General features: G+C 61.3%; 11 protein-coding genes. 3 read left to right on the top strand and 8 right to left on the bottom strand.

The genetic code is table 11. The features are described 5' to 3' along the window. Window positions 1-102 precede the first annotated feature (102 nt). The 3 genes from CFBP5499_RS11085 (at window position 103) to CFBP5499_RS11095 (ending at window position 5,586) form a co-directional block, all read left to right on the top strand. The gene (locus CFBP5499_RS11085) at window positions 103-1,296 is read left to right on the top strand and encodes an efflux RND transporter periplasmic adaptor subunit (RefSeq protein WP_080824461.1); all 1,194 of its coding nucleotides are present in this window, start codon (window positions 103-105) and stop codon (window positions 1,294-1,296) included. Between the two features lie 13 nt (window positions 1,297-1,309). After that, window positions 1,310-4,630, top strand: a complete 3,321-nt coding sequence (locus CFBP5499_RS11090) for an efflux RND transporter permease subunit (protein WP_080824460.1) — start codon at window positions 1,310-1,312, stop codon at window positions 4,628-4,630. Between the two features lie 266 nt (window positions 4,631-4,896). Continuing rightward, complete coding sequence (locus CFBP5499_RS11095) at window positions 4,897-5,586, top strand: Crp/Fnr family transcriptional regulator (protein ID WP_080824459.1); 690 nt, start codon at window positions 4,897-4,899, stop codon at window positions 5,584-5,586. 72 nt (window positions 5,587-5,658) lie between these two features. On the opposite strand, the gene aidB is transcribed toward CFBP5499_RS11095, so the two are convergent. The 8 genes from aidB to ureC all read right to left on the bottom strand — a co-directional run bounded on the left by aidB (window position 5,659) and on the right by ureC (window position 13,193). Further along, entirely contained in the window at window positions 5,659-6,483 is an 825-nt protein-coding gene (gene aidB / locus CFBP5499_RS11100; protein ID WP_080824458.1) for an AidB family quorum-quenching N-acyl homoserine lactonase, read from the bottom strand. A 3-nt stretch (window positions 6,484-6,486) separates the two neighbouring features. Continuing rightward, a complete protein-coding gene (ureG, locus tag CFBP5499_RS11105; protein ID WP_003520595.1) occupies window positions 6,487-7,098 on the bottom strand; it encodes an urease accessory protein UreG in 612 nt (203 codons plus the stop codon). Between the two features lie 254 nt (window positions 7,099-7,352). Further along, a complete protein-coding gene (locus CFBP5499_RS11110) occupies window positions 7,353-8,024 on the bottom strand; it encodes an urease accessory protein UreF (RefSeq protein WP_175416691.1) in 672 nt (223 codons plus the stop codon). 3 nt (window positions 8,025-8,027) lie between these two features. Further along, on the bottom strand, window positions 8,028-8,519 hold the full coding sequence (gene ureE / locus CFBP5499_RS11115; RefSeq protein WP_175416692.1) for an urease accessory protein UreE: 492 nt from the start codon (window positions 8,517-8,519) through the stop codon (window positions 8,028-8,030). 186 nt (window positions 8,520-8,705) lie between these two features. After that, the gene (locus CFBP5499_RS11120) at window positions 8,706-9,860 is read right to left on the bottom strand and encodes an IS4 family transposase (protein WP_137066283.1); all 1,155 of its coding nucleotides are present in this window, start codon (window positions 9,858-9,860) and stop codon (window positions 8,706-8,708) included. 254 nt (window positions 9,861-10,114) lie between these two features. Beyond that, window positions 10,115-10,651: a peroxiredoxin gene (locus CFBP5499_RS11125; protein WP_080824455.1), complete on the bottom strand. Its 537-nt coding sequence runs from the start codon at window positions 10,649-10,651 to the stop codon at window positions 10,115-10,117. Window positions 10,652-10,804: 153 nt separating this feature from the next. Continuing rightward, a complete protein-coding gene (locus CFBP5499_RS11130; protein WP_080824454.1) occupies window positions 10,805-11,470 on the bottom strand; it encodes a TIGR02117 family protein in 666 nt (221 codons plus the stop codon). A 13-nt stretch (window positions 11,471-11,483) separates the two neighbouring features. After that, window positions 11,484-13,193: an urease subunit alpha gene (gene ureC / locus CFBP5499_RS11135; RefSeq protein WP_080824453.1), complete on the bottom strand. Its 1,710-nt coding sequence runs from the start codon at window positions 13,191-13,193 to the stop codon at window positions 11,484-11,486. Between the last annotated feature and the right edge of the window lie 35 nt (window positions 13,194-13,228).

Raw genomic sequence — 13,228 nt, forward strand, 5'->3', positions numbered from 1 at the left:
AGTATTGTGATCCCTTGTTTCACATTCGCCATCGCATGACCTTTTGAGACACGGCCCCGAGCCTGCAGGACATGTGAGCGGATATTGCGCGAGCCAAGACACATGCAGCATAAAGTCACGTTTAACCGCTTTGTATTCCTTCTTCTTTCCGCAACGGCGCTCCCCCTTTCCGCAGCCGCCGAGGGAGAGGCGCAGGCACCGGTCAAACAGCAGAACCTGCCTTCCATCATCGTTGCGCACGCCGCAAAACGCGATCTCGTGGACCGCATTATCGCGACGGGCACCATCCGCCCGGTCGATGAAATCTATGTCCAGCCGCTGGTCGACGGCCTGTCGATCGATACGCTGAACGTCGATATCGGCGACCGGGTTGAGGCCAATGCGGTTCTCGCCGTGCTTTCTTCCGACAGCCTGATTCTGCAGAAAAGCCAGCTGGAAGCCAACAAGGCGAAGGCGGAAGCTGCCGTCGCCCAGGCCAAGGCGCAGGTTCTGGAAGCCGAGGCGAGCGCGAGCGACGCGAACCGCCAGCGTGACCGCGCCGCAAAGCTCGGCCAGAGCGGCTCCGGCTCCGTCTCGCAGGTGGAGCAGACCCAGGCACAGGCCGAAGTGGCCGCCGCCAAGCTCAACGCCGCCCGTCAGGCCGTTTCCGCCGGCGAGGCCGACATCAAGGTGGTTGATGCACAGATCGCTGATATCGATCTGAAGCTGACGCGCACCGGCGTGAAAACCCCGGTCGCGGGCATCGTTTCGGCCAAGAATGCCAAGGTCGGCGCGATTGCCAGCGGCGCCGGCGACCCGCTTTTCACCGTCATCAAGGACGGCGCGATCGAACTCGTCGCCGATCTGTCCGAGACCGATATCCAGAAGGTGAAGATCGGCCAGAAAGCCTATTTGACGGTTGCCGGCGGAGCTGAGAAAATAGAGGGCAAGGTGCGCCTCGTTTCGCCCACCGTCGATCCGACGACGCGCCTCGGCTCCGTGCATGTGGTGCTGCCGGAAAACAGCCCGGCTCGTTCAGGCATGTATGCCAGCGCGGCGATCATCGTCGAGGAGACAAATGCGCTCGCTTTGCCGCTGTCGGCCGTCACCTCCGGGCGTGAAGGCTCGACCACCCGCAAGGTGGAAGGCGACGTCGTCAAGCAGGTGAAGATCGAGACCGGCATAGAAGACAGTGGTTTCATCGAGATTGTCAGCGGTCTTGCCGCTGGAGACAAAGTTGTCGAGAAGGCTGGAGCATTCGTGCGTGATGGTGACCGGATAAGACCGGTGGAAGCCCAGACGGCTGCGTCCAACTGACTGAGGGAATGAAATGAACTTTTCCGCATGGTCAATCCGTAACCCGATTGCGCCGCTGCTCGGCTTCGCGCTTTTGATGATCCTCGGCATGCAGGCGTTCAACACCCTGCCGATCACCCGTTTTCCGAACATCGACGTTCCCGTCGTTGCTGTCACCGTGACCCAGAGCGGCGCTTCGCCCTCCGAGCTGGAAATGCAGGTGACGAAGGAGATCGAGGACGCCGTCGCCGCCATCAGCGGCGTCGATGAAATCCAGTCCACCGTGGTCGACGGCCAGTCGACGACGACGGTCGTCTTCCGCATCGAAAAGCCGACGGAAGAGGCGGTTCAGGACACCAAGGACGCCATCGACAAGATCCGCAGCGATCTGCCCGCCGATATCGAAGTGCCCGTCGTCAGCAAGATCGACGTCGAGGGACAGGCGATCCAGACCTTTGCCGTCTCCTCGCCGAACATGACGCTGGAAGAACTGTCCTGGTTCGTGGATGACACGATCAAGCGTTCGCTGCAGGGCCAGTCCGGCATCGGCAAGGTCGATCGTTACGGCGGCGCCGACCGCGAGGTGCGCGTGTCGCTGAGCCCCGAAAAGCTCGACGCCTATGGCATCACCGCCACCGAAGTGAACAGCCAGCTGCGCGGCACCAACGTCGATCTCGGCTCCGGCCGCGGCCAGGTGGGCGGCAACGAACAGACCATCCGCACGCTGGGTGACACACGCGATGTGAGCCAGCTTGCCAACACCACGATTGCGCTTTCCAACGGCCGTTTCGTCAAGCTTTCCGAGCTCGGCACGGTCACCGACACCTATCAGGAACAGAAGTCCTTCTCGCGCTTCAACGGCAACCCTGCCGTCACCTTCGCGGTCTTCCGCTCCAAGGGTGCGAGCGAGGTCTCGGTCGCCGAAACCGTGGCGGCAAGCCTCGATCAGGTGCGCAAAAACAACCCAGATGTCTCGATAGAGATGGTCGATGACGCCGTCTATTTCACCTATGGCAACTACAAGGCGGCGCTCGACACGCTGATCGAAGGCGCGATCCTCGCCGTCATCGTCGTCCTGCTGTTCCTGCGCAACTGGCGCGCCACCCTGATTGCCGCCGTCGCCCTGCCACTCTCCGCGATCCCGACCTTCTGGATCATGGATCTGATGGGCTTCTCGCTCAATCTCGTCAGCTTCCTCGCGCTCACGCTCGCCACGGGTATTCTCGTGGACGACGCCATCGTGGAAATCGAGAACATTGCCCGCCATATCAAGATGGGTAAGACGCCCTATCGGGCGGCACTCGAAGCGGCGGATGAAATCGGCCTCGCCGTCATCGCCACCAGCTTCACCATCATCGCCGTCTTCGTGCCCGTCTCGTTCATGCCCGGCATTCCCGGCCAGTACTTCATCCAGTTCGGCCTCACCGTCGCCTTCTCGGTGTTCTTCTCGCTCGCGGTGGCCCGTCTCATCACGCCGTTGATGGCGGCCTATCTGATGCGCGCCGAAGACGCGATGGACGATCACCACGACAATGACAGCCGGTTGATGAAGTCCTATACGCGCATGGTGACCGCCACCACCCGCAAATGGTGGGCGCGGTATCTTACGCTGCTCGGCGCAATTGCCTTCCTCGTCGCCTCCGTCATGCTTCTGGCCCAGGTGCCGGGCAGCTTCCTGCCGCCGGATGACGCCTCTCGCGTCACGCTTTCGGTGGAGCTGCCGCCCAATGCGACGCTTGACGAAACCGACCGGACGACGACGCAGATCTATCATGCGCTGCGTGACATCAACGGCGTCGAAAGCGTCTTCATCCTCGGCGGCGCCTCGCCCAAGGGCGACCTGGAGCTGCGCCGCGCCACCGTCAACGTCATCCTCCAGCACATCGACCATTCGCTGCTCAAGCTGGTGGTCAACAAGGGTCTCGGCTCCATTCCGCTCATCGGCCAGTATCTGCCGAAGGTGGAGGAAAAGGGTCGCACGCGTCCGCAATGGGATGTGGAACGGGATATTTTCGCGCAGGTGCGCGGCATTCCGGATGTCCGCATCATCAAGCTGAATGACCGCGCCGAACGCGAGCTCTCTTTCAACTTCCTTTCAAAGAACGAGAAGGACCTGAGCGACGCCGTCGGCATTCTCGAAAGCCGCCTGCGCGCCTCGCCCATCCTCGCCAGTGTCAGCTCGGAAGGTGCTCTGCCCCGTCCCGAACTGCAGATTCGCCCGCGCAAGGATGAAATCGCCCGCCTCGGCATCACGCCGCAGCAGATTTCGCAGACCGTGCGTGTCGCCACCATCGGCGATATCGACGCGCAGCTGACGAAGATTTCGCTGGATGACCGGCAGATTCCGATCCGTGTACAGGCTTCGCTCGACACCCGTCGCGATCTCGCCACCATCCGCGCGCTGAAGATCAAGACCGCCTCCGGGTCACTCGTGCCGCTCTATAGCGTCGCCGATATCGACTATTCCGAAGGTCCAAGCTCGATCAAGCGCAACGACCGCAACCGCGTCGTCTCCATCGGCTCGGATGTGCCCTTCGGCACGGCGCTCGACACCTCGACGGCCGAATTCAAGCGCATCGTGTCGGAAACCGAACTGCCGGCAAGCGTCCGCCTTGCCGAAAGCGGTGACGCCAAGGTGCAGGGCGAAATGCAGCAGGGCTTCGTCAACGCCATGCTGCTCGGCCTGATGCTGGTGCTGGTCGTGCTCATCCTGCTGTTCAAGGATGTCATCCAGCCCTTCACCATCCTGTTCTCGCTGCCGCTTGCGATCGGCGGCGTGGCGGTCGCGCTCATCATCACGCAAAACGCGCTCTCCATGCCGGTTCTCATCGGCATCCTGATGCTGATGGGCATCGTGACCAAGAACGCCATCCTCTTGGTGGATTTCGCCATCGAAATGCGCCGGCACGGCATGGAACGGGTTCATGCCATGGTGGAGGCCGGCCGCAAGCGCGCCCGCCCGATCATCATGACCTCCATCGCCATGTCGGCGGGCATGCTGCCCTCGGCGCTCGGCGTCGGCGAAGGCGGTTCCTTCCGCGCGCCGATGGCGATTGCGGTGATCGGCGGCATCATCGTCTCGACGGTGCTGTCGCTCATCGTGGTGCCGGCCTTCTTCCTGATCATGGATGACGTATCACGCCTGCTCGCCCACCTCTTCGGCCGCTTCGTCGGCAAGAAGGAAGTGGAGGAGGAGGCCCTCTCCAACGAGAAACTCTCGGAGATCGCCCACGAAAACAGCCTGGCGCTCTCCTCGCTGGAGGCGCGGGTCGCCAGCATGGAAAAGGGCACCGGCGACAAAGCCAGCGATAAGGGCAGCAATATATTGCGACTGCCGCCGCTCGCTGCGGAGTGAAAGTCCTAGCGCCGGGCCTCGTGCCCGGCATTTTTATTTTGGCGTGCTTGTGGCAGAGCGTCGCCGCTTCCTCAAATGACAACGTCAAATCCCGTTTGATCGAAATCAATTCGCTTTTCAGGTGAACTGCTAGTCTCCTTCGCATCGGGAATTGCCGGTCGAGGAAAAATGCGATGAGTTCTTTGCAGATAGGCGTGAGGGAGAAGGAACTTCCCCGGTTTCGTATCGCTTCGGACAGCCCGGCAAAAGGTTTGAGCGGGAGCCGAATGGACGTGAACAAGACCGTGAAGCTGAGCAACAGGGACAGGAACATTCTGCTGCGCGCACCCTTGATCGGGGTCGCGGATGACGCGGCGGCGCTGAAGCTGATGGAGGCGGCGACCATTGCCAATGTCAATGCCCGCCACGTCCTCTTCAAGGAAGGCGAAGCGGCGCAGCATTTTTATTGCGTGCTGTCGGGTTATATCAGGCTGTACCGGCTGGACCGGCACGGGCGCGAGGCGGATGTGCGTGTCAGCGGCCCCGGCGATACCTTCAACGAATGCCTGATTTTCGGCAGCGATACCTATCGCTACAGCGCGCAGGCGGCGGAAAGCTGCACCGTGGCGCGGTTCGAACTTGCGAGAATCCGCAGTCTGATCGATCAGGAGCCGGCCATCGCCAGGGCCGTCATGCGCTGCCTGTCCAACAGCCTGCTGGCGACCATGGACTGCATCGCCAACGACCGCCTGCAGACAGCGCCGCAGCGCGTTGCCCATTACCTCATCAACCAGGGCCCGCGTGACGCCACATCCTTCTCACTGCGGCTGCCGTTCCAGAAAAGCCTGCTTGCCGGCAAGCTCGGCCTTGCGCCGGAAGCTCTGTCGCGCGCCTTCTCGACACTGAAAAAGTCAGGTGTCACGGTGCGCGGCCGCATCGTGCAGGTCAATGACGTCGCAGCGCTGAAACAGATATGAAGACACCGGGAGAGGACGAAGGGCGGGATGCCAGCTGGCAGCCCGCCCTTCTGCATGTCCGAAGACGGAAAATCAGCCCGGCTGCGGCACGAAGCGGAAGCTATCGCCCCGCCGCTCAATGTGGAAAAACCCACCGAGATGGCCGCCGGACACCAGCCAGCCGTGATCGGTGGCTTCAGCCAGCGCCGCGAGACGCGTCGTATAGGCAAGTTCAGAATCTATATCGTAAACGAAAGCGATTTCAGGATCGTCAGCCTGCAATTCACTCACATGCAGCACATCGCCCCACAATAACAGCCGGTTATCTCCGTTGCCGATGAGATAACCGGTATGTCCCGGCGTATGACCGGGCATGGCGATCGCCTCGATATCCTCGGCAACCCTTCCCATGGCGATCGGCCGCAGCATTGCGCCGCAAATATCGAGCAGCCGCGCTGCAAGATCGAAACCGCCCTGCCGGGCGAGCGGCAATGTCTTTCGCGCCTCCGCGCTGGTGAAGAAGGCTAGATCGACCTCGGGCACCCATATCTCCGCATTGGGAAAATAGGGCCGGTCGCCATCGATGAGACCCAGCGCATGGTCGCCGTGAATATGGGTAAGGATGACACGACTGACATCATCAGGCTGAATGCCGGCGGCGATCATCGCAGCGCGGGAATGGCCATAGGCAGCGCCCCAGGCCGTGCCGCAGCCGGCATCGATCAGCCAAAGGCCATCGGGCCCAGAGAGCGCAAAACAATTGACATCCACATCCACCGTTTCGCCCTCAAGCCCGGCAACAACGACAGCCAGCGCCTCCGCGCCCTGCCGGTGGATAAGATGGCCGATAGGCGCCTTGTAGACACCATCAACGAACCGGGACACGGCATAGGGGCCGAAACGCAGCGGTGCATTCATGGCTCAGAGACCACCCTGCTCTTTCAGGAAACCGACGATACGATCCACGCCATCGCCTCGTTTCATATCGGTGAAGACGAAGGGCATGGCATTGCGCATCCGCGTCGCATCGCTGTCCATCACGGTCAGATCGGCCCCAACGTAAGGGGCGAGATCCTTCTTGTTGATGACCAGCAGGTCCGAGCGGGTGATGCCCGGCCCGCCCTTGCGTGGAATTTCCTCGCCCTGACAGACGGAGATCACATAGATGGTGATATCGGCGAGATCAGGCGAAAAGGTCGCGGCAAGATTGTCGCCGCCGGATTCGATGAAGACCACGTCGAGATCGGGAAACCGCGCATTAAGCCCGGCAATCGCCTGTAGATTGATCGTCGCATCTTCCCGGATGGCGGTATGCGGGCAACCGCCCGTCTCGACACCGACGATGCGCTCTGATGGTAGCGCCTGCATGCGCACCAGCGCCTCGGCATCTTCCTTGGTGTAGATATCATTGGTGACGACGGCGACGGAATAATCGGCGCTCATCGCCTTGCAAAGCTTTTCCGTCAGCGCCGTCTTGCCGGAACCCACCGGCCCGCCAATGCCGACACGCAGCGGACCATTACCCGATTTCATCACTCTGTTCCCTTCACTATGCTTTGGTATTGTCTCACCATATCTCCTCCGCTTTTCGCTTCAAGAGATGCAAGAACCATGCCGCTGGTTTCTTCTCCCCGCCGGGGAGAAGGTGGCCCGAAAGGGTCGGATGAGGGGCAGCGCCAGCGATAGACCGAGAGCTTGCCCCCTCATCCCGCTGCCGCGGACTTCTCCCCGGCAGGGAGAAGAAACAAGGGGCACCCACTCGCCACACCAATTATTGTCAGGCCCCCTCAGGAGCGGAAAAGCCGCGTGCCCTGGGTTTCATGACGCATTGCCGCCGTATCGGCGATAACAGTGGCGCTACCGAGATCGTCGAGCGTGGATAACGCGGCCCGTGCCACCACTTCGGCGATCACCGCCTCGCTTGCGGCCAGAATGGCGACTCCATCCTTTTGCCCCGCGACGCCAAGACGGATGCCGGCCGAAACGATCTGCGAAACGCCGGCATGCAGAAAGGCGGCAAGCGTCTCGCGTAATGGCACTCCATGTCCGGCCGCAATAGCACCTATGGCGACAGGATAGGGAGCCTCCTTCGGCAATAGCTCCAGAACCGCATGCGGCCATGCGCCGGCGGCGGAAACGAAGGCGTCCCCCAGAAGCACGGTCTCGCGATAACGTTCCGCCGAACCGGCCAGCGCGCGGCCCAGATCAGCCGTTTCGCTGAGCGCAACGGCATCCTGCGAGCTTCGCCAGGCATGTGCCAGAAACACCGCATCGTTCCACAGGGTGCCGTGGCGCAGAAGCGTTTCCACCCAGCCATGAAGTGCCGCGGCATCGCGCACGCGCCCGTCCTCCACCGCCTTTTCCAGCCCGCCGGAATAGGAAAAACCGCCGACCGGAAAGGCCGGCGACATCCAGGCCATCAGCCGCAACAGCGCGGCAACGCCGCGATCTTCGCTCATTCCTCAGCCGTGGTCATGATGGTGGTGGCCATGCCCGTGATCATGGCCATGAGAATGGCCGCCATGGGCATGATAGGCGCCGCGTGCCGGCTGGAAAGGTTCTTCCACATCCCGCACGGTGGCGCCGAGGCCCTCCAGCATGGCGCGAATGACGTGGTCGCGCAGGATGAGAATGCGCTCTTCCTCGATCTGCGCCGAAAGATGCCGGTTGCCCAGATGCCAGGCGAGCTCGATCAGGTGAAGCCGATCCTTGGTCTTGATTTCGAACAGCTTTTCATCCGCCGCGCGAACCTCGATCAGATCGCCGTTTTCCACCACCAGCAGATCGCCATGGGCAAAAAGCACGGCTTCCTTCAGGTCCAGCATCACCATTTCATCGTTCTGGAGATGCAGTAGCTTGCGGCGCAGATGCCGCTGGTCATGTGCCAGCGTGACATAACCGGAAGGCTCGTCGCCGGGGGTTCCGGCCGGGTGATAGGAAGTGACGCGCAGCATGGGATGATCCGTTTCAGAAACAGTCTTGGGAGGCTGATTTTTGACGGATAGGCGGAGGGATTTCAAGGCGAATGCGTATTCTCGCTGCATATAAAAATCCGGCAGAGTACCGGAAAGGGTGCGTACTATTAGAGACGCTCCCTCTAATGCGACGTCATCCTCGGGCTTGTCCCACTGCTGTCCGGTTTAAATTTCCATTCCGAGAAGTGTCATCTGTCTTGGATCGGCGGTTTTAGCTGGTGGCGGCCTTGTGAGGCTGTCGGTTCTTCGGCGATGCATAAGATTGGCGCGCACCAGGCGTGCGAATGCCAGTGGGCTTTGGACGAGTTTCTGGTCTGCCTGCGCCATGCGCAACAATAGATAGGCGATGAGCGCCACGGCGATCTGGATGCGCACGGCGTTCTCGCTGTTGCCAAGGAAATGCCGGATCCTCAGCGTCTGCTTGACCCAGCGAAAGAACAGTTCGATCGCCCAGCGCCGTTTGTAGAGATCGGCGATCTCCTGTGCGGGCGCGTCGAGATCGTTGGTCAGCAGTCGCAGCACCTTGCCCGTCTGCGTCCTGACTGTGATCTCCCGCACGGGGTCGCCAAACCGATTGCGGCGGCTTGCCGCCATGCGGGCGGGCAGAAGCCCGATGCGATCGAAGAGGACGATGCCATCGCCGCTGACAGCTTGCTGGCTTGTTACGGTCAGCTTCGTATGGGACTTGAACCGCGTGACGATGCGGCAGCCGGCCTTGTCGAGCGCCGCCCACCAGCCGAAATCATAATAGCCAAGATCGAACACATAGGTCGCACCCGCCGCGATCGGCATGGCCTTGGCGGCTGTGATGTCGTTGACATTGGCGGGCGTGACCGCCGCATAGATCGGTCGCTCGGCATCGGCGTCGTAGACGACATGAACCTTGGCGCCGCAGGCCTGATGGGAAAACCGTGCCCAGTCGCACCCGGCCCCGCTCAGCCGAACGCCGGTCGCGTCGATGAGATAGGTGGCCTCCGACACCGACCGGCGCAACCCGCGGCCCGCGCGGGCGACCATCTCGCGAAACAGACCGGCAAAGACCTCGCTTGAGCGCCGTGCATTGGCATCGCACAGCGTCGAGCGCGACACCGGCCTTCCACCGACGTGATAAAGCCGCGCGGCATGGCTTTCGAGGCCGCCGACGATCTCGCGCAGACTGACGGCTCCGGACAACTGGCCGTAAAGCAGGGCGATGAACTGGCTCTTCGTTGACAGCCGGCGCACATGCTTGTCGGCGCCATGCTCATCCACAAGCCTGTCGAACCTGCTCCAAGCCACCCGCTTCAACAGATCGTGGAATACGCTATTGTAGTGCCGCACGGTGTTTTTCCTGTTCGTGTCCGAGATCGTCGCCAAACGTTCGAATACGAGTAGAATCAACACCGTGCGCCATGTCTACAAATTTAAACCGGACAGCAGTGGGCTTGTCCCGAGGATCCAACCACATATCGTAAAATCAATCCGTTGCAGATGCTCGGGACAGGCCCGAGCATGACGGAGGAGAGGTTTTCGCCCTCAGCGGCCAAGGCGACCCGGCATTGTTGCCGGGCCTTCAGAAAATCAGGAAACCAAAATCAGGCCGCTGCGCGTGCCTTGAGGTTTTCGAGAATGTTCTGCGGCGAAGAGACGCCATAAGGGTCGGATTCGCAATTGTCGGAATAACCCTCTTCCTCGAACCACTGCTCCACCAGTCCGTCATTGATGACGGCGGCATAACGCCAGGAGCGCATGCCGAAACCGAGATTGTCCTTGGCGACCAGCATGCCCATTTTGCGGGTGAACTCACCCGAACCATCGGGGATGACCTTGACGTTTTCCAGGTTCTGACCCTTGGCCCAGGCATTCATCACGAAGGCATCGTTGACCGACAGGCAATAGATCTCGTCGACGCCGAGCGCGCGGAATTCGCCCGCCAGCTTTTCGAAATCGGGAAGCTGGTAGGTCGAGCAGGTGGGCGTGAAAGCGCCGGGCAGTGAAAACAGCACGACCTTTTTGCCCTTGAAATAATCGTCGGAGGTCATGTCCTGCCAACGGAACGGGTTCGGGCCGCCAACGGCCTCGTCACGAACGCGCGTGCGGAAGGTTACGGCGGGCACTTTTTTGCCGAGCATGTCTGTCTCCTGTTCTGGCGTTTTACGCGGATCGCTTGGGATCGCTCCGCGCGGAATTCTTTTGCCGCTTCCATAGCGCAAGATGCATTGCGGTGCAGCATAAAAATCGGATTATCGGCCGTCAAATGCACGAAATGCCGCACCGGTGAGAGATCAATTGTGCAGGTCTACCGACCAGCGCAACAGCGGCGGCAATGGCGTCCACCAGCCGGTGCGAATACCGGCCTCGCGCAACATGGCGGCCGACCAGGTGTTGCAGCCGGCCAGCGCGTTGAACCCGCCATTCGCCTCGAAAAAAGCGTCCGTCAGACCATAAGCGACGCCGGGGACGAGCTGGGCCTTGCCGTCATTTCTGGCAAAACTCGCCCGGATGCCCGCGACAAGGCGCTGATACTCCGCTTCGGAAATACGAAGGCGTTTCACCCCGGCCAGATCGGCGGGAAAATCCCCGGTCACATCCACATGCATGACCGAACGGTCCAGCGTAAACGAGCGCAGCACCGGCATCGGTTTCAGATCGCCCCAGGTGGGCGTCTGAATATAAAACGACCGGCCGCCCCAGCCGAAGACCAGATAGGCCGCAGCCGGATGATTGACCGCAATGCCGCCCTCCTGCAATTCGGCGAACACCCGCCGCAGATCGTCATCAACCGGCAGGGCGATGTCGGTATGGATCGGGTTGGACAAAAGCAGGATTTCGCGATCTTTCGCACCGTTTGCATCATCGGCGAAAAAGGGGCGCGGCACGACGGTGCCGAGCACAAGAAGCGCGATGAGCAGCAGCACAGTGCCGCCGGTCCACCTTATGATGCTTCTCAAGACGGGAACGCCGTCAGAACAGGAAATAACGCTGCGCCATCGGCAGCACGGTGGCCGGTTCGCAGGTCAGAAGCTCGCCATCCGCCCGCACCTCGTAAGTCTCGGGATCGACCTCGATATGCGGGGTGAGTGAATTGTGGATCATCGAGGCCTTGGAAATACCGCCGCGCACATTCTTCACCGGCAGCAACTTCTTGGCAACGCCGAGGCGCTGGGCAAGGCCGGCATCCAGCGACGCCTGCGAAACGAAAGTGACCGAGGAGTTGGTGCGCAGCTTGCCATAGGCCGCAAACATCGGCCGATAATGCATCGGCTGCGGTGTGGGAATGGAGGCATTCGGATCGCCCATCGGGGCGGCCGCAATCGAGCCGCCAAGCAGCACCATTTCAGGCTTCACACCGAAAAAGGCCGGGTTCCACAGCACCAGATCGGCGCGCTTGCCAACTTCAACCGAGCCGATCTCATAGCTGACACCCTGGGCGATGGCGGGGTTGATGGTGTATTTGGCGATGTAACGGCGCACACGGAAATTGTCGTTCTCGCCCGTTTCTTCCTTCAGGCGACCACGCTGGCGTTTCATCTTGTCGGCGGTCTGCCAGGTCCGGATCGCCACTTCGCCGACACGACCCATGGCCTGGCTGTCCGACGAGATGATCGAAAACGCGCCGATATCGTGGAGAATATCTTCTGCCGCGATGGTTTCCTTGCGGATGCGGCTTTCGGCAAAGGCGATATCTTCAGGAATGGACGGCGACAGGTGGTGGCACACCATCAGCATGTCGAGATGTTCGGCCAGCGTATTGACGGTATAGGGCCGCGTCGGGTTGGTGGAAGACGGAATGACGTTGGGGTTGCCGCAGACCTTGATGATGTCAGGCGCGTGCCCGCCGCCTGCACCTTCGGTGTGGAAAGCATGGATGGTGCGGCCCCTGATGGCGGCGACGGTGTCTTCCACGAAGCCGCTTTCGTTCAGCGTATCTGTGTGGATCATCACCTGCACGTCATATTCGTCAGCCACCGTCAGGCAATTGTCGATGGCGGCGGGTGTCGTGCCCCAGTCCTCATGCAGTTTCAGCGACGAAGCGCCGGCAAGGATCATCTCTTCCAGCGGTGCCGGCAGCGAGGCATTGCCCTTGCCGGCCAGCGCCAGGTTCATCGGGAAGGCATCGAAGCTCTCGATCATCCGCTCGATGTGCCACGCGCCGGTGCAGGTGGTGGCGAGCGTGCCATGTGCGGGGCCGGAACCGCCGCCCAGCATGCAGGTCACACCGCTCATCAGCGCTTCCTCGATCTGCTGCGGGCAGATGAAGTGAATATGCGCGTCCATGCCGCCGGCCGTCAGGATCTTGCCTTCACCCGCAATCGCCTCGGTCGAGGGACCGACGATGATCGTGACGCCCGGCTGGGTATCGGGATTGCCGGCCTTGCCGATGGCGTGGATGCGGCCATTCTTCAGGCCCACATCCGCCTTGTAGATGCCTGTGTGGTCGACGATCACGGCATTGGTGATGACGGTATCGACAGCCCCTTCGGCGCGCGTCGCCTGGCTCTGACCCATGCCGTCGCGAATGACCTTGCCGCCGCCGAATTTCACTTCCTCGCCATAGGTCGTGTGGTCCTTCTCGATCTCGATGAAGAGTTCGGTATCGGCCAGTCGCACCTTGTCACCAACGGTCGGACCGAACATACCGGCATAGGCGGCGCGGGAAATCTTGTAGGGCATGGTTCAGGCTCCTTGAAAACACGGCAACGGGCACA

This window comes from Agrobacterium tumefaciens, assembly GCF_005221325.1.
Taxonomy (GTDB): domain Bacteria; phylum Pseudomonadota; class Alphaproteobacteria; order Rhizobiales; family Rhizobiaceae; genus Agrobacterium.